This window comes from Actinomadura sp. 6K520 (assembly GCF_004349245.1).
Classification (GTDB): domain Bacteria; phylum Actinomycetota; class Actinomycetes; order Streptosporangiales; family Streptosporangiaceae; genus Spirillospora.
Window position 1 is genome coordinate 1 of record NZ_SMLC01000077.1, and the last position, 24,838, is coordinate 24,838.

Sequence of the window (24,838 nt, forward strand, 5' to 3'; positions counted from 1 at the left end):
CGCCCGTCTCCCGCCCGTCTCCCGCCCGTCTCGCTCCCGTCAGCCGTCCCGGCCGGCCCAGTCGACGCAGACGATCACCGCGTCGTCGACCGGCTCGCCGCCCTCGTGATGGGCGAGGAAGTGCCGGATCATGGTGCGGGCGGCCTCGGGCGGCTCCTGCAGCCGGGTGTGGCGCAAGGCACGCGCCAGTGCGTGCTCCCCGTACCGCTCACCCGTCGGGGACAGGGCATCGTGCACCCCGTCGCTGACGGCGACCAGCCGGTCCCCCGGCTCGGCGGCGAACTCCTCGGTGACGTACCCGGTGTCGCCGAACATCCCGAGCGGCATCTGCGCGTCGAACCCGATGCGGTCGATGGCGCCGCCGCGCATGCGCAGGGTGATCGGCGAGCCCGCGTCGACCACCCGGACCAGCCCGGTGGCGAGTTCGAACTCCAGCAGGAGGGTCTCCATGTGCCGCTCGCCGCGGTGCCGCGCGAACAGGGTCTGGTCGGCCAGCGCGGCCTGCTCGGCGATGCCCGCGCCGGACCGCCGCGCGTTGCGCAGCGCGCTGACCGCCAGGCCGGTCAGCGCCGCCGCCTCCGTCCCCGATCCCATGCCGTTGCTGACCGTCAGCGTGAGCCGGTCCTCGGACGCGGACCAGTCGAAGTTGTCGCCCCACACCGCGTAGGCGGGTTCGAGCTGCCCGGCGAAGCGGAACTCGGCGGAGTCGAAGGACGGGGCGGGCAGCAGGTCCCACTGCATCTCGGCCGCGACCGTCAGCCTGCCCCGCCGCCGCAGCCGCCGGAACAGGTCCGTGGCCTGGTTCGCGATCTTCATCGCGCGGGCGGCGACGCGGGCGAACTCCTCCAGCCAGGGCGGGTCGTCGGCCAGGAGGCGGACGCTCAGCACCCCCTGCCGCTCGCCCTGCACGCTCAACGGCAGGTGGAGGAGCCGGCCGCCGTCCGGGTCCGGCGTTTCCCGGACGATCCGCTGGGAGGCGAACGCCCGGCCCGGCGCGGTGTTGTCGACCGGGAGGTCCTCGCGGCCGGGAAGCGTCCGGACGAGATACGCCTGCCGGTAGTCGATGAGCAGCACCTCGGCGTCGACCCCGTTCGCATGCCGTTCGACCAGCCTGCTCGCGACGTCGATCAGCTCGTGCGGAGCGGCGGCCCACAGGGCCCGCGCGATCGCCGCGAAATCCGTTTCGGGTGGTTGGTCAGGCATCGGGATCCTCGCCAGGTGGGGGGGTGCCGCCGTCCGGGGCATCCGTCCGGCCCCACCGGATGGTGCCCTGCCGGGATGCCCCGGACGGCGTCTTATGTAACAGTGGACGGCATGGTGGACACGTCGAGTAAGGGGACGGCGGAGTCCTTGGCGGCGCTCGACGACGCCGCCTCGACCCTGATGAGCGTCTGGTCCAGTGCGCACAACTCCCCTGATGTACCCGTTCCCTCGACCCAGCTACGCGCACTCTTCATCGTGGAGCGCGGCCCGGTCAACATGAGCCGGCTCGCGGAGGAGCTCGGCGCGCTGGTGTCCTCGGCGAGCCGGCTGTGCGACCGGCTGGAGGCGTCCGGGCTGCTGACCCGCGACCACGGGCGGGACCGCCGCGAGGTCACGGTGCGGCTCAGCCCCGACGGGGAGGCGCTGCTCGACCGCCTCCGGGTCCGGCGGCGCGAGGATCTGGCCCGGATCCTGGCCTCGATGCCGGCGCCCGCGCGGGCCGCGCTGCTGTGGGGGCTGGAGGAGTTCCGGCGGGCCGCGTCGAACCCGGACGCCGGCGGCGACTCCATTTCGCTGCCCGCCTGAATTCACGGGAAATGGTCCGTTTCGCCAGATGAGTCGGGGCCCTCCAAATTCTCCGGGTTGTTCAGGAAACATAGCCATTCCCGCGGCCGACGCCGCGCAAAACTTCGCCATTTCCGCTACGCGCTCCGTTCCCGCCGCTAATATCGCGGCTCATGGCGACCAATAATCCCCCGCGGCTTTCCCGCCGCGCCGTCACCACCGGGCTCGCCCCGGCGGTGGCCGCCGCGCTGCTGCTCGGCGGATGCGGCGGCTCGTCACCGGGCACGGCGGCGGCGAAGGAGGGGGGCGCGGCCACCGGCCCGGCGGGTCAAGTGGAGCGGGGCGGGCGGGCCGGTGCGGCCAAGGTGCCCGAGGCGACCACGTACACCACCGTCCAGGGCGCGCCCGAGGACGCCGCACCCGACGGCGCCACCGACGGCCTGGTCGTGCACCCGGCCAAGGCCGTGCCCGTGCTCGACCGCCCGGACGGGCGCCGCATCGCCACCCTGCCCGCCGAGCAACTGGGCGGCCCCACGTGGGTCCCCGTGGTGGAGACCTCGGGCAGCTGGCGGCGGGTGCTGCTGCCGAGCCGCCCCAACCGCGCCACCGGCTGGATCTCCGGCACGGGGATCCGGACCGCGCGCACCCCGTACACGATCCGTGTCGACCTCACCGGGCGGAGGCTCACGCTGCTCAGGTCCATGCGGGAGGTCGGCCGGTGGAAGGTCGCGATCGGCGGTCCGCGGACCCCGACGCCCACCGGGCGGACGTTCCTCATGGCCACGCTCACCCGGGACAGGAAGGCCCCGAGCCCGATCGTCCTGCCGCTCGGCACCCACTCGGCGACCCTCGACACCTTCGGCGGCGGTCCCGGCACCGTCGCGCTGCACGGCTGGCCCGACGCCTCCGTGTTCGGCAGGGCCGTCACGCACGGCTGCGTCCGGGTACCGGACGCGGCGCTGAAGGCCCTGTCACGGGTCCCGCTCGGATCCCTGGTGTTCATCAACGGCTGACCGCCGGCCAGGTACGCCCAAGATCTCAAGGAAATCGGAGAAACACTCATGCGTTACAGCCATGCCGTCAGGGGCATCGTCGCCGCCGGGCTCGTCACCACCGGCCTCGTCACCGCCCCGGCGCCCGCCCTGGCCGCCGCCGTCCCGCAGGGCGCCGTCCCGCAGAGCGAGGGTTCCGCGTACGGGCTGACGGCCTCCGGGCCGGTGTCCGTCCCGCCGGTGCCCGCCGTCTCCTCCACCACGGAAACGGTCCGCAAGAGCCTGCTGCGCGAGGAGAGCACCGACCTCGTCAAGGCGTCCGCGCTGGACGTCAGCGCGTCCGCGGCCCGCGCCCGCTCGACCGTCGCGAAGGCCGCGGTCCCGGCCGCGGACCTCATGGCCGACGCGGTCACCGCGAAGTGCCACGGCGGCAGGGGCGGGGCCCACCTCGCCCGCGCCGTCATCGCGGGCAAGCGCCTCGACGCCTCCCCGCCGCCCAACACCACGATCCCGGTCGACGTGGAGGGCCTCGGGCGCACCTCGCTGACCCTCAACAAGCAGGAGCGGATGGCCGACGGCCGCCTCGCCGTGACCGCGATGGAGCTGCGGCTGCCGCTGCCGGGCAAGCCCGCGACCGTCCGGATCGCGTCCGCGACCTGCGGCAAGCCGTCCGGCCCGGCCGAGAGGCCGTCCGACGCGCCCGCGCCGACCCCGGTCGAGCACGACCTGCCCGTCACCGGCTGACCGGCACCGGCCGACCGGCAACGGCCCGCACCGGCCGACCCGCATCCCGGCAGCACGGCCCGGCGGGAACCCTCCCGCCGGGCCGGCGCCGTCAGACCGCCAGCGACTTCTCGAAATGCACGATCGCGCCCTCCCGGTGCACGCGATCGGCGATGTGCAGTTCCTCCGTGAACGCCCGCATCAACTGGAGCCCCCGTCCGTGCTCGGCCAGCGGCGGAGCCTGCTCGCTCCCCCAGTCGGCTCCGCCGCCGGCCACGTCGAAACCCATTACCGGGGCACCGTCGGCCGCGCCCCCGTCGATGACCTCGACGACGCATCGCGTCCCGTCCATCCGCGCACGGACCTCGTATTCTTTCGCGTTGGCCGCGTGCTGGATGACATTCGCGCACGCCTCACCCAAGGCGAGCGCGATATCGGCACGGATCTCCGAGGCGACCCCGAGCCCGCGCAGCGAGGCATCGAGCGTGTGCCGCACAATCGGAGCGCTCTCGGCGTTCCTCGGCAGGGTCATTTCGAGAACGACCTCCATGCCATTCGCCTCCGTTCCCTCTAGCAGCCAGATTTCCCGCTGATCTCCTGCGGAAACTCAAGCCACCAGAAAAACGAGGGTCACAGCTTCTTTTCCCGCGGTCGACTTCGGCGTCGGGAGCTAGTCGTCGACCCGCCCGGCGAGGCGCCGCGCCGCCTCCACCTGCTCCTCGTCCAACCCCTGGTAATCGCTGCGCTCGTGCTGCGACGCCTGGTCGTCGATCCACCTCCCGTGGGCCTCCCACGCGGCCTGCTTGCTGACCCCGAGCGCGGCGCCGATCTGCGCCCACGACGCCCCGGACGACCGCGCCGACCGCACCGCGAGCTGCCGCCCGTACACCGCCTTCCGCGCGATCACCTCCCCGAGCGCGAGCATCTCCAGCACCTCCTCCCGCCGGAGCGGCGCGTCCCCGACCGCGTCCCGCAGCCACAGCTCGTCGTACCGGCTCGCCGCCGTCGTCAGCGTGACGCCCTTCTCGATTCCCTCTGGAGTGACCATGCCCCCAGCATCACCGTCAAGACCGCCTGACGTCAAGACCGCCTGACGCCAAACCCGCCTGACGTCCGGCCGCTCCCGAATCCGGTCGGCGGGTGCGCACGGGCCGCGGAGGGCGTGTCAGCCGCCGCCGGTCAGGTCGGCGGCGATGTCGCGGTCGCCGTAGCCCTCGGGGGCCGCGACCTCGACGACCGGCTCGGGGCGGTCGTCGAACTCCACCCGCAGCGCCCGCGACATCGTCGCGTGCATCTCGTACATGCAGGTGATGTAGGTGAGCTGGAGGATCTCCTTGTCGGAGAGGTGCCTCTTGAGAATGTCGAAGATCCCGTCGGCCACGCGGCCGCCGTCCAGGACGAGGCCGTCGGTGTAGGCGAGGACGGCGCGCTCCAGCGGCGAGTAGCAGTCGGCGGTCTGCCACTGCGGGATCGCCTGGATCTTCTCCTCGGGCATGCCGAGCGCCCGCATCTGCTTGCAGTGCTGCGAGAAGACGAACTGGCTGCCGCGCGCCCACCCGGCCCGGCACTGGCCGAGCTCGCGGAGGACGGGGTCGAGGTCGGCGCTGCGGTAGAGCTGGAACCCCTTGACCGCGTGGCGGAACACGTCCGGGGACTGGGCGAAGACCGTCCACCAGTCGCCGGGCGAGCCGGTGGCGGTGCCGTGGTCGACGGCCGGGTCGCGGTCCGGCGCGAACAGGTGGTCGTAGAAGAAGAGGATCAGCTCGTCGGTGACCTCGGCGCGGGGCACTTCACGCAGTCGCGGCATGCTCGTCCTTCGGGGTGGTGCGGTCGGCGGCGGTCTTGGGTTCGTGGGAGACGTCGGACTCGTCGAACGTCCGCGTCCAGCAGGCGAATTCGAGGAGGATCCCGTCCGGGTCCTGGAAGTAGAAGGAGCGGACGAACACGCCGTCGTTCACGTCCGGGGAAAGGCCCATCGGGCTGTCGTCGTGGTTCAGGATCGGGCTGACGGTGACGCCCTTCTCCTTGAGCCGCCGCCGGTAGTCCTCGAACTTCTCGACGGGGACGTGGAACGCCACGTGGTTCATCGAGCCGACCGCGCTCAGCAGCTCGCCCTGCTCGGGACGGCCGGCGGGCGCGGAGATGCCGGGGACGGGGTCCGGCGCGTCCGGGAACCAGAAGAACGCCAGGCAGTCGCCGCCGCCGCAGTCGAAGAAGAAGTGCTGGCCCATGCCGGCCGGCAGGTCCAGCGTCTTGACGAGCGGCATCCCGAGGACGCCGGAGTAGAAGTCGATGGTGCGCTTCATGTCGGACGACACGAGCGCCAGATGGTTGATGCCACCGAGCTCGAACTCGGTGTTGCCGCCGGTCATGAGACCTCCTCACCGCGGGAGCGAAGTCGCGCCCCGGCGGCCGCCTCCCGCAGTTGACTTGACAGTCATATCAACTTTTCCGATGCTCGGATACTGTTCCCCCGGACATCCGATTGTCAAGACCGGCGGAAGGGACCACGGCCATGAGCAGCGGCGACGCCCCGGGCGGGCAGCAGGCACCGCGCACCGAGCGCGGCGCCCGCACCAGGGAGCGCCTCCTCGCCGCCGCGCGGGAGGTGTTCGAGGAGCGCGGGTTCCTGGAGACCCGCGTCGCGCACATCACCCGGCACGCCGGCGTCGCCTACGGCTCCTTCTACACCTACTTCCCGTCCAAGGAGGCGGTGTTCCTGGAGGTCGCCGACCGGCTCTTCGCGGACATGACCGAGCACGCCCTCGAACCGGCGGCCGGGCCGTCCCCCGCCGACCGCGTCCGCCGCGCCAACCGCGCCTACTACGCGGGCTACCTGCGCAACGCGAAGATGATGGCGATCATCGAGCAGGTCGCGACGTTCAACGGCGAGTTCCAGGAGCTGCGGCGCAAGCACCGGGCCGCCTCGGCGGCGCGGTCGGCGAAGGCGATCGAGCACTGGCAGCGGGCGGGCCTCGTGCCGTCCGACCTCGACCCCGAACTGGCGGCCGGCGCGCTCGCCACGATGGTCGACCACTCGCTGTACCTGTGGCTCGTCCAGGGGGACGACGCGGATGCCGAACGCCTCCTCGATACCCTCGACGCCCTCACCGTCCGAGCCCTCGGCCTGCCGACCTGAAGGAGACCCGTGGAAGCCGTCGCCCCCTCCCCCGCGCCGCTCGCCGCCCAGCGCAGGGCCGGCGCATGAGCACGCTGGACGCCGCGCTCACCGCCCGCCTGGGCGCGGCCGTGTCGAACCTCGTCCGGCTGTCGGGCGGCGCCAGCCGCGAGACCTGGTCGTTCGACGCGGACGGCCGCCCGCTGATCCTGCGCCGCGACCGGCCGGGGACCATCGACCCCACCGCGCTGGCGCGGGAGGCCGCCCTGCTGGCCTCTGCCGCGGCCGCCGGCGTCCCCGTCCCCGAACTGGTCGACCACGGCGACGACCTGGCCGGCGTCCCCTTCCTGATCATGGGGCGGCTGTCCGGCGAGACGATCCCCCGCCGGCTCCTGCGCGACGAGCGGTTCGCGCGGGTGCGCGGCCGCCTCGCCCGCGACCTCGGCGGCATCCTGGCGCGGCTGCACACGATGGCGCCCGTTTCCGGCCTGCCCGACGAGGACCCGCTCGCCGTCCTCGTCGCGTTCTACGAGGACTTCGACGAGCCGCGGCCCGCCGTCGAACTCGCCCTGCGCTGGCTGCGGGACCACCGCCCGCCCGCGTCCGGCCGCCGGACGGTCGTGCACGGCGACTTCCGCAACGGCAACCTGATGATCGACGCGACCGGGGTGACGGGCGTCCTCGACTGGGAGCTCACCCACCTCGGCGACCCGGCCGAGGACCTCGGCTGGCTCTGCGTGAAGGCCTGGCGCTTCGGTTCACCGCACGCGGCCGGCGGCTTCGGCTCCCGCGAAGACCTCCTCGCCGGCTACGCCGCCGCGGGCGGCACCCCGCCCACCCCCGAAGAACTCCGCTGGTGGGAGGTCTTCGGCACGCTGCGCTGGACGATCCTGTGCCGCCTCCAGGCCGAGCGCTTCCTGAGCGGGACGGACCCGTCCATCGAGTTCGCCGCCCTGGGGCGGAGGGTCTGCGAGCAGGAACACGACCTCCTCCTGGCCCTCGGCCTGACCGAACCGATGACCGTCCAGGACCCGCTGGAGACCGTCCAGGCCACCGCGACACCGCCCCATGACCGCCCCGACGCGTCCGCCCTGATCGAGGTTGTGGGCGCGTACCTCACGGAGGCCGAGCAACCCGACGACCGGCTCCGCTTCCACGCCCGCGTGGCCGTGTCCGCGCTCCGTATAGCGCGCCGGGAGATCCTCCTGGCCGAGACCCACAGGGCCGCCCACCGCGAGCGCCTCCGCAAACTCGACTGCGCTACCGACGCCGACCTCGCGAAGGCCATCCGCGAAGGCGCCCTGGACGACCGAAAGGACGAGGTGGTCGCCGCGGTGCGCGCCTCCGTCATCGACAAACTCACCGTGGCCAACCCAGGCCACCTCGCCCTCCCCGGCTGAAGAACCGAAGCTCTTGGCGGTGCGTCAAATGGTTTGAACACACCGTAAGGAGCAAAATGATCCGTCCCCTTCACGCCGTGGCCGCCCTCGTGCTCGGCGCCGCCCTCGTGCTGACCGGCTGCCAGGTCAACAGCCACACATGCAGAAACGGCGAATGCCACGTGACCACGACCGGGACCGGCAACACCTTGGACATCATGGACTGGGACGTCAGGGTCACCGAAATCTCCGGCGACTCGGCCACCTTCACCGTCGATCACTCGCCCCCGGTCAGGATCGCCGTGGGCCGCAGCGAGCGGGTCGGTGCGGCCAAGATCAGGGTGACCTCCATCGAGGGCGAAACGCTCAAGTTCGACGTCAAGTAGCCGACGCGTTCGCTGCGTCCCGCGCCCGTTCCGGCCGGATGGTCTGCGGCGAGTTCGGTCGCCAGCAGGAGGCCGTCCATCCGGCGGACGGCCTCAGAGGCTCGGACCACCGACGGGGGTGACGTGGTCGAGTGCGGTGAGGTCCTCGTCGTCCAGGTGGATGCGGTCGACGGCGAGGTTCTCTTCCAGGTGGGCCACCGAGCTCGTGCCGGGGATCAGCAGCATGCGGTCGTAGTGGGCCAGCAGCCAGGCGAGGGCCGTCTGGGACGCCGAGGCGTGGTGCTTGGCGGCCACCGAGGCGATCACCGGGTCGGCGGCCAGCGCCTTCGGGCCGCCGGTGAACGCGGAGCCGAGCGGGTAGTAGGGGACGTACGCGATGCCGTGCTCGCGGCAGAGGTCGACGACCGGCTCGTCCGTGCGGTTCGCGATGCCGAACGCGTTCTGCACCGCGGCGATCGGGGTGATCTCAAGGGCGGCCCGGACGACGTCGGCCGAGGCCGTCGAGAGGCCGATGAGGTCCAGCTTGCCCTCGTCGCGCAGGTCGGTCAGGACGCCGAGTTGCTCGGCGAGCGGGACGGGGTCCGGCTCGGCGCCCCCCACGCCGAAACGCATGTTCACCAGGTCGATTCGTTCGAGCCGCAGGGTGCGCAGGTCCTGCTCCACGGTCGCCCGCAGCTGCTCCGGGCGGGAGGCCCGGACCCAGCCGCCTTCCCCGTCGCGGGCGCCGCCGACCTTCGTGGCGATGACGAGGTCGTCCGGGTAGGGGTGCAGCACCTCGGCGATGAGTTCGTTGACGACGTCGGGACCGTAGGGCTGCGCGGTGTCGATGTGGTCGACGTCGAGCTCGACGGCGCGGCGCAGCACCGCGCGGGCCGCGGCCGGGTCCTTGGGCGGGCCGAGCACCCATGGGCCGGCGAGCTGCATCGCGCCGAAGCCGATGCGCCGCACGATCCTGCCGCCGAGCGGCGATGTCCGAGTGATGGTGGTCATGCGTCGACTATGGGGGCCCACGCGGCGGCACTACGAGTGGCAGCGGCATCCTCGGACGCACAGACCCACCCTTCTCGGCGCATCCGGCACCTAACCTTTGGAGCATGGCCAACAACGGTGAGCTGCGGGAGTTCCTGCGCACCCGGCGGGCGCGCGTCCGCCCCGAGGACGTGGGCATCGAGACCGGCGGCCGGCGCCGCGTCCCGGGCCTGCGGCGCGAGGAGGTCGCGCTGCTGGCCGGGGTGAGCCTCGACTACTACGCGCGCCTTGAGCAGGGCCGCCGCCACCTGCAGCCGTCCGACCAGGTGCTCGACGCGATCGCCCGCGCGTTGCGGCTGGCGGAGGTGGAGCGGCTGCACCTCCACAACCTCGTCCGGTCGACCGTGGTGCCCGAGCCCGGCGAACTGCGGGTCGCGCCGCTCGACGCGGGCATGCGGACGATGCTCGACAGCCTCAAGATCCCCGCGATCATCATCGACTCGCGCGGAGACGTGCACGCGATGAACCGCCTGGGACGGGCGCTAATGGTGGGCCTCGAACCGCTGCCGTCCGCGGCGGGCAGCCACCCGCGCTGGCTGTTCCTGCGGCCGTCGACGCGCGATCTCCTGACCGACTGGGAGATGAACGCACGCGTGAGCGTCGGGGTCCTGCGGGAGACCGCGGGCCGCTACCCGCGCGACAGGGAGCTGCACGCGCTGATCGGCGAACTGTCCGTCGCCAGTCCCGAGTTCCGCAGCTGGTGGGCCGAGCACGATGTCGACACGCGGTGCCGCGGCCCCAAGCGATTCCGCCATCCCGTCGTCGGTGAGCTCGTCATGCACGTCGAGGTGCTGCGGTTCCAGGACGGGGAGCGCTGGCTCTACACCTATGCGGCGGAACCCGGATCGCACTCCGCGGAGGCGCTGCGGTTGCTCGGCACGTGGGCCGCGACGCAGGACGCCGAGGAAAACGGCGTTCCGCGCGCCGAGCCGGGCGTCAGGTCCGGTGGGACGCGTTGAGGCGGGCGGCCTGGCGGGTCAGGTGGTCGCGTTCGGCGAGGTTGGGGGCCTTGTGGGCCGCCTCGGCGTACAGGCGCGCCGCCGTCGTCAGATCGCCGTCGCGTTCGTGCAGGTACGCCGCCACGGCGGTGTAGCGGGGTAGGGAGGCGTCCAGCTCCGCGAGGGCCTTCAGGCCGGCGCGGGGGCCGTCGGCCTCGCCCACGGCCACCGCGCGGTTGAGCCGGACGACCGGGCTGCCGGTCAGCCGCACGAGCTCGTCGTACCACTCGACGATCTGCACCCAGTCGGTCTCCTCGGCGGTGAGCGCGTCGGCGTGGAGGGCGGCGATCGCGGCCTGGGCCTGGAACTCGCCCAGCCGGTCGCGGGCCAGGGCCGCCTGGAGGATCTCGATGCCCTCGGCGATCAGGCCGGTGTCCCAGCGGGCCCGGTCCTGCTCGGCGAGCGGCACGAGGCTGCCGCCGGGGGCGGTGCGGGCGGCGCGCCGGGCGTGGTGGATCAGCATGAGGGCGAGCAGCCCCGCCACCTCGGGGTGGTCGACCATCGCGGCGAGCTGCCGGGTGAGCCGGATCGCCTCGGCGGCCAGGTCGACGTCGCCGGAGTAGCCCTCGTTGAACACCAGGTAGAGGACGCGCAGCACGGTGGCGACGTCGCCGGGCCGGTCGAAGCGCACGCCGGAGACGGTGCGTTTGGCCCGGCTGATGCGCTGCGCCATGGTCGCCTCGGGCACCAGGTACGCCTGGGCGATCTGCCGGGTGGTCAGCCCGCCGACGGCGCGCAGCGTGAGCGCGACCGCCGACGACGGCGTCAGCGACGGGTGCGCGCACAGGAAGTAGAGCTGGAGCGTGTCGTCCACGCCGGACGCGGGGCCGGGCGGCGGCTCCTCCTCGACCACGTCCTCCCGGCGGCGGCGTGCGGTCTCCGCCTTGGTCGCGTCGAGGAACTTGCGCCAGGCCACGGTGATCAGCCAGCCCTTGGGATCGCGGGGCTCGTCGTCCGGCCAGACCCGGATCGCCTCCACCAGGGCGTCCTGGACGGCGTCCTCGGCCGCCGCGAAGTCGGCTCCGCGGCGGACGAGGATCGCCAGGACGTGCGGTGTGAGGCTGCGCAGCAGTACCTCGTCCACCTGGAAGGTCACTCGTTGATGGTAGGCGGCTGCGTGAAGATCGGGCGCAGCTCCAGCCACTCGTGGATCGGCTTGCCGCCCGCGCCGGGCGCGGCCGACAGCTCCGCCGCCAGCTCCAGCGCCCGCTCGTAGCTGTCCACGTCGATCACCATCCACCCGGCGATGAGGTCCTTGGTCTCGGCGAACGGCCCGTCGGTGACGGGCGGGCGGCCCTCACCGTCGTACCGGACCCACGTCCCCTCGGGCGCGAGCGCCCGCTCGTCGACGAACTCGCCGGTCTGCTCCAGCCGGGTCGCGAAGTCCGCCATGTACTGGATGTGGGCGGAGATCTCCTCCGGCGTCCACTTGTCCATCGGCACGTCGTTGACCGCCGCCGGGGCGCCGCGGTAGTGCTTCAGCAGCAGGTACTTGGCCATCGTGTGTCTCCTCGGTGTTCGTGCGACCCATGTCGTCGCGGTCACACCGGGGACGACGCCCGCCCCCGGTTCTCGACATCGCCACCAAGAATCTTTCCCGCACCCGCGGCCCATGCTGCCCGTGCCCGGACGTCGTCCGAGCAGGAACCGAGAAGCACCGCGCTCACCGGCCGTCCTAGCGTGAGGGAACGCGGACAGCAGGTGTGACCAAAGGAGAGAACCCGTGTCATTGCAGGTGAGCGTCATCATGCTCGGCGTCAAGGACGTCGACAGGGCCAAGAGCTTCTACGTCGACGCACTGGGATGCAAGGTCGAGCAGGACTATCCCGGTTTCGTCAGGTGCAGCCTCGGCGACGGTTCCTCGGAACTGGCCCTCTACGAGTGGGACGAGGTAGCGGGTGACGCCGGCGTCGACCCCGAGGGCTCGGGCTTCCGCGGCACCTCGTTCCATTTCATCACCGGCTCCAGGGAAGAGGTGGACGACGTCCTCCAGACCGCGGAGACCGCCGGCGCCACGATCGTCAAGGCTGCGGCCGCCGCCGAATGGGGCGGGTACTCCGGCCACTTCAGCGACCCGGACGGCCACCTGTGGAAGGTCGCCACCGCCGCCTGACCCCGGGCTCGGCCTCAGGCTTCTTCGGGGTCGCGGCCCACGGCGTGGCGGCCGCCGTCCACGGGGAGGACGGCGCCGTTGACGAAGCTCGCCTCGGCCGAGAGCAGGTAGGCGACGGCGGCGGCCACCTCGTCCGGGCGGCCGACCCGGCCGGCCGGGTGGAGCAGGCGCATCTCGTGCTCGATGCGCGCGGCCTCCGCCGGGGTCTGGCGGCCGAGGAAGGTCTCGTACCGTTCGGTCGTGATCGAGCCGAGCGCCACGGCGTTGGTCCGGATGCCGTGCGGGCCGTGGTCGACGGCCAGGGCGCGGGTGAGGGCCTCGGTGGCCGCCTTCGCCGTCGCGTACGGCAGGGAGCCGCGCACCGGCCGCTGCGCCTGGTGGGACGACACGTTCACGATGGCGCCGCCCGTCCCGGCGTCCCGGAAGCGGCGCACGGCCGTCACGCAGCCGATCACGGCGGGGTGGAAGTTCAGCGCGATCAGGTCGAGGAGTTCGGTCGCGGACGGGTCCGCCACGTCGCGGAAGACGGCGGCGTTGTTGACCCAGCCCGCGAGCGTCCCCGCTTCCTGCGCCAAGTCGGCGGCCCGGTCCGCGACGCTCTGGTCCGCGGCGTCGCCCACGACCGAGGTCACGTCGGGGTGGTCATGGGTCCACTCGACCGCGGCCGGGTCCAGCTCGATGACGACGACCTTCCCGCCGCCGGCCAGCAGTCGTTCGACGATGGCCCGGCCGACGCCGCGTCCGCCACCGGTCACCACATAGGACTCGCTCACTATCGCCCCTCTTCCCGTACGGTTCCTCCGATCTTCCGTGCCGCGGCGGCCCTGTGTCAGTCTGTCGGCGTGATCACGGTGCGGCGGGTGTGGCTGATCAGGCATGGGCAGAGCGAGTCGAACGCGGGACTGCCGACCAACGGGCCGGGGGCGTCGCCGCTGACCGAGCGGGGGCGGCGGCAGGCCGCGCGGATGGCCGCGACGTTCACCGAGGCGCCCGCCCTCATCGTCAGTTCCCCGTTCCTCCGCGCCCGGCAGACCGCGGAGCCGACCGTCGAGCGGTTCCCCGAGGTGCCGTACGAGGAGTGGCCCGTCCAGGAGTTCACCTTCCTGGGCCGGTTCCACAGCGCGCAGACCACCGGGGAGCAGCGGCGGCCCTTCGCCGACGACTACTGGCAGCGGCTCGACCCCGGTTACGTCAACGGCCACGACGGGGAGTCCTTCCGGGCGCTCATCACGCGCGCCCGCGCCTTCCTCGACCGCCTGGCCGAGCGTCCCGCGGACGGCCCGATCGCGGTGTTCACGCACGGCGTCTTCACGAAGGCGGTCGTGTGGTCGCTGCTGAGCGGGGTCACCGCCCCCGACGCCGCCGCGATGCGGGCCTTCCGCGACTTCCAGGGGCTGTACGACGTGCCCAACTGCTCGATCGTCGAGCTGTGGCGCCCCAGCGGGTCGTACGGGTGGCGGGTCGTCGCCGGGGCGACGATGCACCTCGCCGAGACGTTCGCGGCGCCCGGGGTCGCGTCGCCCGCGCGCTTCGACTAGGCGCGCTTAGGCGCGCTTCGACCAGGCGCCGGGGCCGGTTCACGGGCGGGGGTTAGACTCCTTCGTGCGGATGGTTCACCCGGGCCCCGTGAGGGCGCGGGTGTCGTAAGAGGGAACCCGGTGCGAATCCGGGACTGCCCCGCAGCGGTGAGTGGGAACGACCGCCGTCACCACGCACTGGGCCACCCGGCCTGGGAAGCGACGGCCAGTAGGACGCCTCGGAAGAGGCGGTGCCCGCGAGTCCGAAGACCTGCCTCCGCCCGTGTACCGGCCGGTACGCGGCGGTCTGCGGCCTCGTGGGAAGGTCTGCGGCACGGCATCGTGCGCACTCCTCCTGCGGGCCGCCCGTGGCACAGCGAGGGAAGCCGCCATGAGCACAGCCCCTATGAACCCGGGAGCTACGAACACAGGCGCCATGAACACGGGCGCCGTGAACACCACGATCCTCGGATATCCCCGTATCGGGGCGCGCCGGGAGCTGAAGTTCGCCACCGAGGACTACTGGGCGGGACGCGCGGACGCCGACGCGCTCGCCAAGACCGGCGCCGACCTGCGCGCGGCGGTCTGGAACGAGCTGCGGGACGCCGGGCTGGACGCGATCCCGTCGAACACGTTCTCCTTCTACGACCAGGTCCTCGACACGAGCGTGCTGGTCGACGCGGTCCCCGGCCGGTACCGGCACCTGACCGGGTTCGACCGCTACTTCGCCATGGCGCGCGGAGTGCAGGACGTCCCGCCCCTCGAAATGACCAAGTGGTTCGACACCAACTACCACTACATCGTGCCGGAGCTGGGGCCGGAGACCCGGTTCCGGCTGGCGGACGGCGCCGCCGCGAAGCCGCTGGCCGAGTACCGGGAGGCCAAGGCGCTCGGCTTCGAGACGCGTCCGGTGCTCGTCGGGCCGCTCACGTACCTGCTGCTGGCGAAGCCGTCGCCGGACGCGCCGGAGGGCTTCCGCCCGCTCGACCTCCTCGACGGGCTCGTCGACGTGTACGCCGAGGTCCTGGAGCGCCTGGCCGGGTCGGGGGCGGCGTGGGTGCAGCTGGACGAGCCCGCCCTCGTCGCCGACCGCACCGAGGAGGAGATCGACGCCCTCGCCCGCGCCTACACGCGGCTCGGGCGGCTGACGAGCAGGCCCCGCCTGATGGTCGCCGCGTACTTCGGCACGATCGGCACCGCCGCGTTGCAGCGGCTGTCCCGCAGCCGCGTCGAGGCCGTCGCGCTGGACTTCGTCGCCGGGCCCGGCAACCTCGACGTCCTCGCCTCCGTCGGCGGGCTCCCGCGCAAGACGCTCGTGGCGGGCGTGGTGGACGGCCGCAACGTGTGGCGCACCGACCAGCGCCGGGCAAGGGCGACGTGCGCCTCGCTGCTCGGGCTCGTCGACCGGCTGGTGGTGAGCACGTCCTGCTCGCTGCTGCACGTCCCGATCGACCTGGACGCCGAGACCGCGCTCGACCCGGACGTCCGGGGACGGCTCGCGTTCGCCCGGCAGAAGGTCGCCGAGGTCATCGCGGTCGGGCGCGCCCTGAAGGAGGACGTCCAGGCCCCGGCGGAGGCCCCCGCCGCCGCGGGGATCGACCGGGCCGTCCGGGAGCGGCTGGACTCGATCGGCGACACCCGGCGCGGCGACCGCGGTACCCGGTTCACCGCCCAGCGGGACGCGCTCGGCCTGCCCGAACTCGCCACGACCACGATCGGCTCGTTCCCGCAGACGCCCGAGATCCGCCGCGCCCGCGCCGACCGCCGTGCCGGGCGGATCACCGAGGCGGACTACGAGCGGGCGATGAAGGACGAGATCGCCCGCGTCATCGCGCTCCAGGAGGACCTCGGGCTCGACGTCCTCGTGCACGGCGAGCCGGAGCGCAACGACATGGTTCAGTACTTCGCCGAGCAGCTCGACGGGTACGCCGCGACCGAGCACGGGTGGGTGCAGTCGTACGGGTCGCGTTACGTCCGCCCGCCGATCCTGCACAGCGACGTCGCGCGTCCCCGGCCGATGACCGTGGAGTGGGCGACGTACGCGCAGTCGCTGACGAGCAGGCCGGTCAAGGGGATGCTGACCGGCCCGGTGACGATGCTCGCGTGGTCGTTCGTCCGCGACGACCAGCCGCTCGCGGAGACGGCCCGGCAGGTCGCGCTGGCCCTGCGGGACGAGATCGCCGACCTGGAGGCGGCCGGGATCCGGATCATCCAGGTCGACGAGCCCGCGCTGCGTGAGCTGCTACCGCTGCGCGACGCCGAGCGGCCCGGCTACCTGGACTGGGCGGTCGGCGCGTTCCGGCTGGCCACGTCGGGCGTCGCCGACACCACCCAGATCCACACGCACATGTGCTACTCGGAGTTCGGCGAGATCATCGGCGCGATCGGGGCGCTGGACGCCGACGTCACCAGCGTGGAGGCGGCCCGCTCGCACATGGAGCTGGTCGGCGACCTGCGCGCCGCCGGGTACGCGAACGGCATCGGGCCCGGCGTGTGGGACATCCACTCGCCCCGCGTCCCCGCCGCGGGCGAGATGGAGGAGAACCTGCGGCGCGCGCTGCGGGCCGTCGAGCCGGCGCGGCTGTGGGTCAACCCCGACTGCGGGCTGAAGACCCGCGGCTACCCGGAGACGGAGGCGTCGCTGCGGAACCTGGTGGCGGCGGCGCGGCGCGTCCGGGAGGACGTGACCGGCTGAGGCCGGGGTAGGCCCCGGGCCGCCGGTGAGGGTGCCACGTGGTCTGACCGTCCCCCCCGTACGGTCAGACCACGTGGACGTCGTCCATCGCCTCGCAGAGCCGGACGATCTGCTCGCCGACCTCGGTGATGTCGGTGACCGGGAGTTCGCCGGCCTCCCCGGCGCGGGCGTGCCAGCGGAACGTCTCGTCCTCGCACCGCACCGACAGATCGTCGCAGGTCAGGACGGAGGCCCCGGGTTCGTGCCCGAGCGAGAAGCGGTCGATGCCGCGCTGGACGAGCAGTGTGTGCAGGACCTTCGCGGCCTGTGCCGGGCCGTTCGGCGTCCGGACGTGGCGGCGGCCGCGGGCGATGCGGGTGCGCGGGATGGGGAGGGCGAACCAGGTGGCCTTGCCGCGGGCGGCCGGCGAGCTGAGGCGGGACCGGGTCGGGTGGTGCCCCCAGCGCCCCTCGGTGAGGATGTCGATGATCTCCAGGCCGCGGCCGCGCTCGCGCATCCGGCCGGGGCCGCCCGGGTGCCCGCGCCATTCCCGGAGCGTGTCGAACGCCTTGACGACCAGCTCGTCATGGCCGCGTCCGTCGCTCCGCCGGTAGACCCAGAGTTCGGCGGAGCGCGCCCCTTCCCCGGGGGTGGCGTGGTCGAGGACGTTGGTGGCGAGTTCGCTGACCATGAGGGTCACGTCGTCGACGTTCTCGCCCGACAGCCCGAGTGCGGGCAGCAGACCCGCGACGTGTGCCCGCGCCACGGCCGCGATGGTCTCGTCGCCCGGTAGTGGGAGTGCCGCGCAGCCGCCGTTCTCAAGCCTCCAGGGAATTCCGCGAGCCGCCGCGGTCTCCGTCATGACGCCCACCCTCAAGAGTTCGCGGAGCCATTCGCAATTCCGGCAATCGCGACATGAGCTCTCATGTTTCGCGAGTCGCTATGTGTGATTCACAGATCCAAGCTTGACACACCGGAGGCCGTGGGACGTGGCACACCACGAAGCTCGTCCGAGCACGATCGAGACGGTCTCAAATACGCCTGAAGCCATACAAAACACGTCTCCGCCCGGCGCGGTGGGCGTGTACCGGACGGAGGAGAGACCGGCCGGCGCCGGCGCAGTAGCGTGGAGACGCCTGAGAGAGGGCCGCACACATGAAGGTCCCCCAGGGGTGCAGCCCTGGGGGACCTGGTGTGCGGCCCGATCAGCGGTCGTAGCGACCCGCCCGCACGTCCTCGAGGAACGAGGCGAACACGGGCCGGGCCACGACGTGCGCCCCGGCCTCGGGCGTCCTGCTGTCGCGCAGCCCCGTGGCCGTCTCGAGGTCGGCGACCTCGACGCAGCCTCCGTTGCTGCTCGCACTGGCGGTGGCCTTGAACCACCGTGCCTGAGAGAGGTCCATACCGCTCCTACTCCGGTCCTACTCCGGTCCTACTCCAGCGTCGCGATCATTTTCTCCAGGTGCTCCGCGGTGTCGGCGGGACTCAGCGCCGCCGCGCGGATCTGCTCGAAGATGCGGTCATAGGCCTCCACTTTTCCGGGGGTGTCGATCTCCTGGATGTCGGCGTCGTTCTCAAGGAAGACCATGGACGGCTCCCCGCCGGGGAAGCGGAAGATGTTGACCAGGGTCGCCATGCCGGGGTGCAGGCCGTCCGACAGGCGCAGCAGCCGTAGCTCGACGTTGGCACGCGCACCCATGCCGAGCAGGTGGCGCAGCTGGGCGCGGCGGTCGCCCGCGTCGCCCCACTCGTACAGCAGCGACGCCTCGGTGAGCACCGCGATCAGCTCCGGCGCGGTGCCGTCGTCGCGTTCCAGGGTCTGCTGCCGCCGCAGCCGCGCCCGCAGCGCCCGCTCCCGCCACTCCGGCGGCTTCGACCCGGACGCGAGCAGGGCCTGCATGTACGGGAGGGTCTGCAGCAGCCCCGGCAGGACCAGCGGCATGATCACCCGGATCTCCCGCGCGTCGCCCTCGTAGCCGGGGAACTCGTTCTCGAACACGTCGGAGTACTCGCGCCACCAGGCCCGCTGCCGCGCCCGGCCGGCCAGTTCCTCCAGCTCGGCGAGGTCGCTTCCCGCGTAGATGCGGGCCAGGTCGCGGATGTCGCTCAGCTCGGGCCGCACCCAGTTGTTGGCCTCGAACCGCCCGACCTTGCCCCGGCCCCAGTTCAGCCTGTCGCACACCTGGTTGGCGGTGTATCCCGCCTCGACGCGCAGTTCCCGGAGGCGGCGCGCCAGGCTCCGCTTCGCGATGGTGGCCCCGTAAGCCTCGCTCACCGGAACCACCTCCCTTGACACGCGGCAGGCATCATCATACGCCTTCCGAATTTGTGAATCACAGATTTCGGCTAGGACGCGGCACGGTCGAACTCGCCGTTCTTCACGCCGTCCAGGAAGCAGGCCCACTCGTGCTCGTCGAAAACCGAGATGAGCTGCCCTGATGTGCGCAGAAGTGTCCATTCATTGACAAAAGCGACTTCGATGGCGCCCTCGTCCGTTCCCGAGCGCTTCCAGTCCAGGGCGTCCGGGTCGACGCCCAGCTCAGCCACGGTCGGCTTCCTCATCGCGCCTCCCCGCACGCTGTGCGCACGCTGTCTTCACGCTGTCTTCACGCTGGCCGCACCCTGTCTTCACGCTGTCCTCACCCTGTTGATTCACCCTGTCTTCTTCGCCACAGCGCAGTAGCCCCACCGAGAGCCATCACTGTCGGCCTCTTCCGGGTCCTCGGCCCCCCACAGGCCGACGTAGGTGAGGCCCGCGGCGGCCCCCTCGTACGGCGGGACGACCTCCAGGCCCGTGAAGAAGCGCTCGATCTCCCGGAGACTCCGCGGTATGGCACCGGCCGTGGACCGCGAGTACACCTCCCGGACCGTGCCGACCGCCTTGTCGACCTGCCGGTCGCTGGTGATCGAGGACAGCGCCAGGTAGCTGCCGGGCACCAGCCGGTCCATGTACTGCCCGATGAGGCCCCAGGGGTCGTCCTCGTCCGCCACGAAGTGGGTCAGCGCCACGGCCAGCAGCGCGACCGGCTGCGTGAAGTCGATCGTCGCCCGGGTCACCTCGTGCCCGAGCAGCCCCTCCGGGTCCCGGAAGTCCGCCGTGATGAAGGCCGTCCCGGACGAGCCCGCCAGCAGCCGGTTCGCATGCGCCGTGACCAGCGGATCGTTGTCGGCGTACAGCACCCGCGCGTCGGGCGCGACGGCCTGCGCCGCGTCGTGGGTGTTGTTCATCGTCGGCAGCCCGGCGCCGATGTCGATGAACTGCCGGATGCCCTGCTGGGCCAGCCACCGCACGGCCCGCTGCAGGAATCCGCGGTTCGCCCACGCGGCGTCCTCGAGCTCGGGCATCTGCTTGCGGACCGTTTCCACCGCCTGGCGGTCGACCTCGTAGTTGTCGGTGCCGCCGAGGATGTAGTCGTACATCCGGGCCGGGCTGGGAATCGTGATGTCCACGCCAGGTGGCGCCTTCTCGGTCTCGCTCACCGTCTCGCCTCCGTCGCCGCAACTTGTGATGCACGGATTATGAAACATGTCCCCTTTCCCTGCGACGGTTCGGACGGGGCGGGCATCAGCGGGCATCACCGCCTCTCCCGCGGGCATGACCCGGCAATCGACGCACTCGGGGAGGAATGACCATGAAAACCGCGCCGAATCTCGCGCTCGGGCAGCTGACGATGCAGTTCATCGGCAACGCGACGGCACTGCTGCGCTGCGGGCCGTTCACGCTGCTCACCGACCCGAACTTCCTGCACCGCGGGCAACGCGCCTACCTCGGGAACGGGCTGAGCTCACGCCGCCTCACCGACCCCGCGCTGCGCATCGACGAACTGCCGCGACTGGACGCCGTCGTCCTTTCCCACCTGCACGGCGACCACTGGGACCGGGTCGCCCGCGCCAAGCTCGACCGGGGCCTGCCGATCGTCACCACCCCGCACGCCGCCCGCCGCCTCCAGGGCCTGCACCGGTTCCGCCACGCGGTCGGCCTCCGCACGTGGGAGTCGCACACCCTCGTGAAGGACGGGGCACAACTGCGCGTAACGTCGCTGCCCGGCCGGCACGCACCCGGCCCCGCCCGCCTGCTGCTGCCGCCGGTGATGGGCAGCCTGCTGGAATTCGGCCCGGCGGCGGGTGACGTCCAGTTCCGCCTCTACATCACCGGCGACACCCTGATGTACGACGGAATCCAGCAGATCGCCCGCCGCCATCCGACGATCGACCTGGCCATCCTCCATTTGGGCGGCACGAAGCTGCCCTGCGGGCTCATCGTCACCATGGACGCCGCCCAAGGCGCCGACCTCCTGGAGACGATCCGTCCCGCGAATGCCGTCCCCGTCCACTACGACGACTACCCCGTGTTCAGTTCCTCACTGGACGACTTCCGCCGGGAACTCGACCGGCGCGGTCTGGCCGGAGACGTGACCTTCGTCGAACGCGGCCGGACGCACACCTTCACCCACGGCCTATAGCTCCTATAGATAGCCCTATGGCCTCTAGAGCCCCTGTGCGGGTACTTTCCGGGACGTAGCCGGGGCGTCCCAGTCGATGGTGTAGCGCTGCTCCGGGCCGAGCGTCCTCTCCGGGTTGAGGAACGTCTTCATCATCAGCGGCATCATCAGCTTCATCATCTTCTTCGCGACGGGGCCCATCGTCTTGCTGTTGTTGGTCTTGTCGCCCCGGTCGATGACCTTCTCGGCCCGTGCGCGGCGCAGCCGCTCGTAGGCGGTGAAGGCGCTCTGCGGGTCGGGGAGGTCGCGCAGGCAGCGGGCGAGCTGCACCGCGCTCTCGACGGCCTGCGACGCGCCCTGCCCGGAACTGGACGACGGCGCGTGCGCGGAGTCGCCGACGAGCACCATCCGCCCGCGGTGCCAGGCCGGCACCTTGGGCATGTTCTCCAGCGAGCCGAGGACGGCCAGGGCGTCGGCGTCGGTGTGCGCGAGGATCTCCCGGCAGGGCGTGTCGCCGGCGTACAGGTCGCGCAGCCGCGCGAGCCAGTCGGCCTTGGACGTCCCGCGCGCCTCCGCCGACGACAGCGGCCGGTCATGGGGCAGGTTCGCGAACCAGGCGGTGCGGTCGTCGGGCTGCACCCAGTAGCCGAAGAAGCCGCGGGTGCCGAACACGAAGTACGAGGACTCGCGGTCGGCCGGGACCGCGATGTCCGCCGCCGCCCCGAAGTTGAGCAGCCGCGTCGTCGCCGGCTCGGGGGCGTGCGGGTCGATCAGCGTGCGGACGGTGGAGCGGATGCCGTCCGCGCCGACGAGCACGTCCGCGGTCGCGCTGGTGCCGTCCTCGAAGTGGGCGGTGACGGCGTCCGGCCCCTCCTCGGCGGAGACGAGCCGCTTGCCGTACTCGACGCGGACGCCCTGGGCCCCGGCCGTCTCGTGCAGCACGCGGCACAGCTCGTCCCGCCACAGCCCGCGGCTCGGCGGCAGCCCCGCCAGGCCCGGGAACTCGCCGAGCCGCTCGCCGCGCCCGTCGTACATCTGCGCGCGGGTGAGCGGCTGGCCGATGCCGAGCACGGCGTCCTCCGCGCCGATGACGCGCAGGGCGGCGAGCCCGTTCGGCGCGACGGTGAGCGTGACGCCCACGCCGTCGGCCAAGCTCGGGTACGCCTCGTACACCGTCGCCTCGACGCCGGCCTTCCGGAGTGCCATGGCGGTGGCCGGGCCGGCGATCCCGCCGCCGATGACCAGGGCCGTCCTCGCTGCGGTCATGTTCGGCTCCCAAACTGTTCGTGCCACTTGCGGATGTGGTCCGGGTCGCGCATCGCCTCGATCAGCTCGGCGGCGAAACCGGATTCGGCGTCCAGCAGGGCGGCCCGGTAGCGCTCCTCCACGAGGAACACCCACTCGACGCCCTGCGCGATGGCGGCGTCCACCCGCCCGCGGATCTCGGCGATCTCGGCGGTCAGGGCGGCGTTCCGCGCGGTCAGCAACCGGACGGTCTCGTCCGGGGGAAGCACGGCCAGCAGCGACAGCGCCACCCCGAAGTGCGGGTACTCGTGCCGCGGCTGCGCGACCAGCTCGCTCAGCCAGTCGTGCAGCTCCGCCCGCCCCTCCGGGGTGAGCGCGTAGACGGTGCGCTCGGGGCGCTGGGTGTCGCGGACGGTCTCCTGCTCGGCGATGAACCCGGCCTTGGCCAGCTGCTTCACCACCATGTAGAGCGAGCCGCGGTTGTACTTGATGTTGCGGTCCTGCTCGCTCTCCTCCAGCCGGCGCGCCAGCTCGTACGGGTGCATCGGCCCGAGCATCAGCCAGGCGAGCACGGCCAGTGCCAACGGATTGCCCACCTTGCGGCGCTTCTCCACCCGAACCTCCCTTAGCCGAAACCAACTATCCATGACCAAATAGTCAGTGTCAACTATATGCCTCGCGACGAGACTTTTTGATCACCTTTCCGCCGGGAGCGCTTGCCGGGAAGCACTTGGGAATGGTGCCCATGTTCGGCGGCCGGACCCCGCCTGGACCGGTCCCGAGATCCCCCGCACGCACGGCGACCGTGCGGGGGTGTGGGGCTGCACGGCGACCACATCGGCGGGGAGCGCGCCGCGGCCGCCGCCCTGGCGGCGGGCAAGGTCGCGGCGGCGTGCCTGATCGACGCGAACCATCTGCTGTTCGGCCGGGAGAACGTGTTCCCGCCCGGCGGGACGCGCGTGCTCGCGCAGACCGAGCCGTACGACCACTGCAACATGACCGTCGTCGACTCCGCTCCCCCGGTGCTCATGGACAGGTTCGCCGAGCTGCTGCTGTCGATGAGTTTCGCCGACCCCGCGGTGCGTCCGCTGCTGGAACTGGAGGGGCTCAAGGCATGGGTGGAGGGCCGCGACACCGGCTACGGCGCCCTGGAGACCGCCGTTGACGAGGCGGGCTTCTACGATGCGGCCGGCCTGATCACGGCGGTCGGCTACGCGCCATGAGCGGCCCGGCGCACGGGGTCGTGGACCTCGGCGTCCTCGGCTTCGAGGAGGGGGCCCATCTGCTGCTGAACCGCGCGCTCGCGGGGCTCCCGCCGGGCGCGGAACTGGCCGTCGTCGGTTCGGCCCCGGCCCTGGAGGTCCACCTGGCCGTCTGGTGCCGCCAGGAGGGCCACCGCTGGGCTCCCCGGGAGGGCACCGCCGGGCCGGAGCGCGGCCGGGTGATCCGGGGACGCGCCGACGTCGACCGCTGGGCGGGCGCCGAACGCGCGGGCGGCCCCACGCCGGCGGGCATCGTGCGGCGGCCGGCCCGGCACTGGGGGCTGGCCGCGCGGGGCGCGCTCGTCGAACCGGGCGGCCCCGACCTCGCCGCCGACCTGGACGACCGCGACGTCGTCTGGGCGGATCTGGCCCCCAGGCTCTACGCCCACGCGGCCTCCGCCCAGTGGGACCCGGCGACGGCCGTCGCCTGGGACAGCGAGTTCTCCCTGCCCGGCGAGATCGAGAAGGCCGTCGTCCAGGTGATGACCTACCTCGTGGAGAACGAGCAGGCGGCCCTGGTGATACCGGCCCGGCTGCTGGCCCGCGTCCACCCGCACTTCCGGGAGGTCCTGCAGCTTCTCGCGGTGCAGGCCGCCGACGAGGCGCGCCACATCGAGGTCTTCACCCGGCGCGCCCTGCTCCGCGGCGGCGAGCTGGGCACGTCCTCCGCCGGCGGCCGCTCCTCGCTCGCGTCGCTGCTGTCGGAGCCGGACTTCTCCCTCGCGTCGTTCCTGCTGTCCGTGCTCGGCGAGGGGAGCTTCCTCAGCCTGCTGTCCTTCCTGGACCGGTACGCGCCCGACCCGGTGACGCGCCAGGTGGCGCGGCTTGCCCGGCAGGACGAGGCGCGGCACGTCGCGTTCGGCGTCGCCCACCTGGAGCACCAGGCCGCGCTCGACCCGGGCCTGCGGTCCCGGCTCCGGTCCGCCGTCGAACGCCGCCACGACTCGCTGCGCGACACCGCGGGACTGAACGCGGACGTGTTCGACGCCCTGGTGATCCTCGCCGCCGGGGAGTGGACGCCGCGCGCCATCGCGGAGGGCCACCGCCGGGTACGGCGGCTCCACGCCGACATGGACGAGGGCCGCAGGCGCCGGCTGGTCCGTCTCGGGTTCCCCGAGGACGAGGCCGCGGAGCTGTCCGCGCTCCACACCCGCAACTTCATGTAGGGCGGCGCATGCGGGACGGCGCAGTGG

29 protein-coding genes and 1 riboswitch are annotated in these 24,838 nt (G+C 72.4%); of the genes, 13 read left to right on the top strand and 16 right to left on the bottom strand.

From position 1 onward, the window contains the following. Positions 1–39: 39 nt before the first annotated feature. A complete protein-coding gene (locus tag E1289_RS20605) occupies positions 40–1,203 on the bottom strand; it encodes a PP2C family protein-serine/threonine phosphatase (protein WP_131982561.1) in 1,164 nt (387 codons plus the stop codon). A 111-nt stretch (positions 1,204–1,314) separates the two neighbouring features. Between E1289_RS20605 and E1289_RS40165 the strand changes: the two genes are divergently transcribed. From E1289_RS40165 to E1289_RS20620, 3 genes are all read left to right on the top strand, one after another. Beyond that, positions 1,315–1,788, top strand: coding sequence for a MarR family transcriptional regulator (locus tag E1289_RS40165; protein ID WP_131982563.1), 474 nt, complete (start codon positions 1,315–1,317; stop codon positions 1,786–1,788). 152 nt (positions 1,789–1,940) lie between these two features. Then, on the top strand, positions 1,941–2,780 hold the full coding sequence (locus tag E1289_RS20615) for a L,D-transpeptidase (protein WP_131982565.1): 840 nt from the start codon (positions 1,941–1,943) through the stop codon (positions 2,778–2,780). A 48-nt stretch (positions 2,781–2,828) separates the two neighbouring features. Continuing rightward, complete coding sequence (locus tag E1289_RS20620; RefSeq protein ID WP_131982567.1) at positions 2,829–3,503, top strand: choice-of-anchor P family protein; 675 nt, start codon at positions 2,829–2,831, stop codon at positions 3,501–3,503. Positions 3,504–3,594: 91 nt separating this feature from the next. On the opposite strand, the gene E1289_RS20625 is transcribed toward E1289_RS20620, so the two are convergent. From E1289_RS20625 to E1289_RS20640, 4 genes are all read right to left on the bottom strand, one after another. Beyond that, complete coding sequence (locus E1289_RS20625; RefSeq protein WP_131982569.1) at positions 3,595–4,032, bottom strand: ATP-binding protein; 438 nt, start codon at positions 4,030–4,032, stop codon at positions 3,595–3,597. 120 nt (positions 4,033–4,152) lie between these two features. Further along, positions 4,153–4,530 carry a hypothetical protein gene (locus E1289_RS20630; protein WP_131982571.1) on the bottom strand — a complete coding sequence of 126 codons (378 nt, stop codon included), beginning with the start codon at positions 4,528–4,530 and terminating at the stop codon, positions 4,153–4,155. Positions 4,531–4,647: 117 nt separating this feature from the next. Next, a complete protein-coding gene (locus E1289_RS20635; RefSeq protein ID WP_131982573.1) occupies positions 4,648–5,289 on the bottom strand; it encodes a carboxymuconolactone decarboxylase family protein in 642 nt (213 codons plus the stop codon). Then, positions 5,273–5,854: a VOC family protein gene (locus tag E1289_RS20640; RefSeq protein WP_131982575.1), complete on the bottom strand. Its 582-nt coding sequence runs from the start codon at positions 5,852–5,854 to the stop codon at positions 5,273–5,275. Before E1289_RS20640 ends, E1289_RS20635 begins: the two co-directional genes overlap by 17 nt. Before the next feature lie 143 nt (positions 5,855–5,997). Here E1289_RS20640 and E1289_RS20645 point away from each other — a divergent pair, with 143 nt between their 5' ends. From E1289_RS20645 to E1289_RS20655, 3 genes are all read left to right on the top strand, one after another. Then, entirely contained in the window at positions 5,998–6,621 is a 624-nt protein-coding gene (locus E1289_RS20645; RefSeq protein WP_131982577.1) for a TetR/AcrR family transcriptional regulator, read from the top strand. Positions 6,622–6,686: 65 nt separating this feature from the next. Then, positions 6,687–8,000, top strand: coding sequence for a phosphotransferase family protein (locus E1289_RS20650; RefSeq protein ID WP_131982579.1), 1,314 nt, complete (start codon positions 6,687–6,689; stop codon positions 7,998–8,000). Positions 8,001–8,056: 56 nt separating this feature from the next. After that, positions 8,057–8,365, top strand: coding sequence for a hypothetical protein (locus E1289_RS20655; RefSeq protein WP_131982581.1), 309 nt, complete (start codon positions 8,057–8,059; stop codon positions 8,363–8,365). Positions 8,366–8,458: 93 nt separating this feature from the next. Here E1289_RS20655 and E1289_RS20660 read toward each other — a convergent pair whose 3' ends face one another. Continuing rightward, positions 8,459–9,355 (bottom strand): aldo/keto reductase, encoded by an 897-nt coding sequence (locus E1289_RS20660; protein ID WP_207929058.1) that lies wholly within the window; start codon positions 9,353–9,355, stop codon positions 8,459–8,461. 104 nt (positions 9,356–9,459) lie between these two features. On the opposite strand from E1289_RS20660, the gene E1289_RS20665 reads away from it, so the two are divergent. Beyond that, positions 9,460–10,353, top strand: a complete 894-nt coding sequence (locus E1289_RS20665) for a helix-turn-helix transcriptional regulator (RefSeq protein ID WP_131982583.1) — start codon at positions 9,460–9,462, stop codon at positions 10,351–10,353. On the opposite strand, the gene E1289_RS20670 is transcribed toward E1289_RS20665, so the two are convergent. Then, complete coding sequence (locus E1289_RS20670; protein ID WP_131982617.1) at positions 10,331–11,476, bottom strand: DUF6596 domain-containing protein; 1,146 nt, start codon at positions 11,474–11,476, stop codon at positions 10,331–10,333. The two genes, E1289_RS20665 and E1289_RS20670, sit on opposite strands and share 23 nt — an antisense overlap. Before the next feature lie 8 nt (positions 11,477–11,484). Next, positions 11,485–11,892 carry a YciI family protein gene (locus tag E1289_RS20675; RefSeq protein WP_131982585.1) on the bottom strand — a complete coding sequence of 136 codons (408 nt, stop codon included), beginning with the start codon at positions 11,890–11,892 and terminating at the stop codon, positions 11,485–11,487. 223 nt (positions 11,893–12,115) lie between these two features. Between E1289_RS20675 and E1289_RS20680 the strand changes: the two genes are divergently transcribed. Further along, positions 12,116–12,505, top strand: coding sequence for a VOC family protein (locus tag E1289_RS20680; RefSeq protein ID WP_207929059.1), 390 nt, complete (start codon positions 12,116–12,118; stop codon positions 12,503–12,505). Positions 12,506–12,519: 14 nt separating this feature from the next. Here the strand turns inward: E1289_RS20680 and E1289_RS20685 are convergent, their stop codons facing one another. Next, a complete protein-coding gene (locus E1289_RS20685; RefSeq protein ID WP_243712994.1) occupies positions 12,520–13,278 on the bottom strand; it encodes an SDR family oxidoreductase in 759 nt (252 codons plus the stop codon). A 69-nt stretch (positions 13,279–13,347) separates the two neighbouring features. On the opposite strand from E1289_RS20685, the gene E1289_RS20690 reads away from it, so the two are divergent. Together E1289_RS20690 and metE are read left to right on the top strand one after the other, a co-directional pair. After that, a complete protein-coding gene (locus tag E1289_RS20690; protein WP_207929060.1) occupies positions 13,348–14,043 on the top strand; it encodes a histidine phosphatase family protein in 696 nt (231 codons plus the stop codon). Between the two features lie 54 nt (positions 14,044–14,097). Then, a riboswitch (cobalamin riboswitch) is annotated at positions 14,098–14,316 on the top strand. 142 nt (positions 14,317–14,458) lie between these two features. Beyond that, positions 14,459–16,717 carry a 5-methyltetrahydropteroyltriglutamate--homocysteine S-methyltransferase gene (gene metE, locus E1289_RS20695; protein ID WP_131982589.1) on the top strand — a complete coding sequence of 753 codons (2,259 nt, stop codon included), beginning with the start codon at positions 14,459–14,461 and terminating at the stop codon, positions 16,715–16,717. Positions 16,718–16,781: 64 nt separating this feature from the next. Here metE and E1289_RS20700 read toward each other — a convergent pair whose 3' ends face one another. The 5 genes from E1289_RS20700 to E1289_RS20720 form a co-directional block, all read right to left on the bottom strand. Then, positions 16,782–17,558 carry a hypothetical protein gene (locus E1289_RS20700; RefSeq protein WP_131982591.1) on the bottom strand — a complete coding sequence of 259 codons (777 nt, stop codon included), beginning with the start codon at positions 17,556–17,558 and terminating at the stop codon, positions 16,782–16,784. Positions 17,559–17,901: 343 nt separating this feature from the next. Continuing rightward, entirely contained in the window at positions 17,902–18,099 is a 198-nt protein-coding gene (locus E1289_RS20705; protein WP_131982593.1) for a DUF397 domain-containing protein, read from the bottom strand. Between the two features lie 29 nt (positions 18,100–18,128). After that, the gene (locus tag E1289_RS20710; RefSeq protein WP_165970557.1) at positions 18,129–18,971 is read right to left on the bottom strand and encodes a helix-turn-helix transcriptional regulator; all 843 of its coding nucleotides are present in this window, start codon (positions 18,969–18,971) and stop codon (positions 18,129–18,131) included. Positions 18,972–19,042: 71 nt separating this feature from the next. Beyond that, positions 19,043–19,258 carry a DUF397 domain-containing protein gene (locus tag E1289_RS20715; protein WP_243712996.1) on the bottom strand — a complete coding sequence of 72 codons (216 nt, stop codon included), beginning with the start codon at positions 19,256–19,258 and terminating at the stop codon, positions 19,043–19,045. A gap of 90 nt (positions 19,259–19,348) precedes the next feature. Next, positions 19,349–20,176, bottom strand: coding sequence for an SAM-dependent methyltransferase (locus tag E1289_RS20720; protein ID WP_131982597.1), 828 nt, complete (start codon positions 20,174–20,176; stop codon positions 19,349–19,351). A gap of 152 nt (positions 20,177–20,328) precedes the next feature. On the opposite strand from E1289_RS20720, the gene E1289_RS20725 reads away from it, so the two are divergent. Beyond that, a complete protein-coding gene (locus E1289_RS20725; protein WP_131982599.1) occupies positions 20,329–21,159 on the top strand; it encodes an MBL fold metallo-hydrolase in 831 nt (276 codons plus the stop codon). 24 nt (positions 21,160–21,183) lie between these two features. Here the strand turns inward: E1289_RS20725 and E1289_RS20730 are convergent, their stop codons facing one another. Continuing rightward, positions 21,184–22,404, bottom strand: coding sequence for an FAD-dependent monooxygenase (locus E1289_RS20730; RefSeq protein ID WP_131982601.1), 1,221 nt, complete (start codon positions 22,402–22,404; stop codon positions 21,184–21,186). After that, entirely contained in the window at positions 22,401–22,997 is a 597-nt protein-coding gene (locus E1289_RS20735) for a PadR family transcriptional regulator (protein ID WP_131982603.1), read from the bottom strand. Before E1289_RS20735 ends, E1289_RS20730 begins: the two co-directional genes overlap by 4 nt. A gap of 201 nt (positions 22,998–23,198) precedes the next feature. On the opposite strand from E1289_RS20735, the gene E1289_RS20740 reads away from it, so the two are divergent. Both E1289_RS20740 and E1289_RS20745 read left to right on the top strand, forming a co-directional pair. Next, positions 23,199–23,606, top strand: a complete 408-nt coding sequence (locus E1289_RS20740) for a PhnD/SsuA/transferrin family substrate-binding protein (RefSeq protein ID WP_131982605.1) — start codon at positions 23,199–23,201, stop codon at positions 23,604–23,606. Beyond that, positions 23,603–24,811 carry a ferritin-like domain-containing protein gene (locus tag E1289_RS20745; RefSeq protein ID WP_131982607.1) on the top strand — a complete coding sequence of 403 codons (1,209 nt, stop codon included), beginning with the start codon at positions 23,603–23,605 and terminating at the stop codon, positions 24,809–24,811. The genes E1289_RS20740 and E1289_RS20745 overlap by 4 nt, the downstream gene beginning before the upstream one ends. Positions 24,812–24,838: the final 27 nt, after the last annotated feature.

Coding starts and splice junctions, on each gene's coding strand:
- E1289_RS20605 (WP_131982561.1), bottom strand. CDS start 1,203: ATGCCTGACCAACCACCCGAAACGGATTTCGCGGCGATCGCGCGGGCC.
- E1289_RS40165 (WP_131982563.1), top strand. CDS start 1,315: ATGGTGGACACGTCGAGTAAGGGGACGGCGGAGTCCTTGGCGGCGCTC.
- E1289_RS20615 (WP_131982565.1), top strand. CDS start 1,941: ATGGCGACCAATAATCCCCCGCGGCTTTCCCGCCGCGCCGTCACCACC.
- E1289_RS20620 (WP_131982567.1), top strand. CDS start 2,829: ATGCGTTACAGCCATGCCGTCAGGGGCATCGTCGCCGCCGGGCTCGTC.
- E1289_RS20625 (WP_131982569.1), bottom strand. CDS start 4,032: ATGGAGGTCGTTCTCGAAATGACCCTGCCGAGGAACGCCGAGAGCGCT.
- E1289_RS20630 (WP_131982571.1), bottom strand. CDS start 4,530: ATGGTCACTCCAGAGGGAATCGAGAAGGGCGTCACGCTGACGACGGCG.
- E1289_RS20635 (WP_131982573.1), bottom strand. CDS start 5,289: ATGCCGCGACTGCGTGAAGTGCCCCGCGCCGAGGTCACCGACGAGCTG.
- E1289_RS20640 (WP_131982575.1), bottom strand. CDS start 5,854: ATGACCGGCGGCAACACCGAGTTCGAGCTCGGTGGCATCAACCATCTG.
- E1289_RS20645 (WP_131982577.1), top strand. CDS start 5,998: ATGAGCAGCGGCGACGCCCCGGGCGGGCAGCAGGCACCGCGCACCGAG.
- E1289_RS20650 (WP_131982579.1), top strand. CDS start 6,687: ATGAGCACGCTGGACGCCGCGCTCACCGCCCGCCTGGGCGCGGCCGTG.
- E1289_RS20655 (WP_131982581.1), top strand. CDS start 8,057: ATGATCCGTCCCCTTCACGCCGTGGCCGCCCTCGTGCTCGGCGCCGCC.
- E1289_RS20660 (WP_207929058.1), bottom strand. CDS start 9,355: ATGACCACCATCACTCGGACATCGCCGCTCGGCGGCAGGATCGTGCGG.
- E1289_RS20665 (WP_131982583.1), top strand. CDS start 9,460: ATGGCCAACAACGGTGAGCTGCGGGAGTTCCTGCGCACCCGGCGGGCG.
- E1289_RS20675 (WP_131982585.1), bottom strand. CDS start 11,892: ATGGCCAAGTACCTGCTGCTGAAGCACTACCGCGGCGCCCCGGCGGCG.
- metE (WP_131982589.1), top strand. CDS start 14,459: ATGAACACGGGCGCCGTGAACACCACGATCCTCGGATATCCCCGTATC.
- E1289_RS20700 (WP_131982591.1), bottom strand. CDS start 17,558: ATGACGGAGACCGCGGCGGCTCGCGGAATTCCCTGGAGGCTTGAGAAC.
- E1289_RS20705 (WP_131982593.1), bottom strand. CDS start 18,099: ATGGACCTCTCTCAGGCACGGTGGTTCAAGGCCACCGCCAGTGCGAGC.
- E1289_RS20715 (WP_243712996.1), bottom strand. CDS start 19,258: ATGAGGAAGCCGACCGTGGCTGAGCTGGGCGTCGACCCGGACGCCCTG.
- E1289_RS20725 (WP_131982599.1), top strand. CDS start 20,329: ATGAAAACCGCGCCGAATCTCGCGCTCGGGCAGCTGACGATGCAGTTC.
- E1289_RS20730 (WP_131982601.1), bottom strand. CDS start 22,404: ATGACCGCAGCGAGGACGGCCCTGGTCATCGGCGGCGGGATCGCCGGC.
- E1289_RS20745 (WP_131982607.1), top strand. CDS start 23,603: ATGAGCGGCCCGGCGCACGGGGTCGTGGACCTCGGCGTCCTCGGCTTC.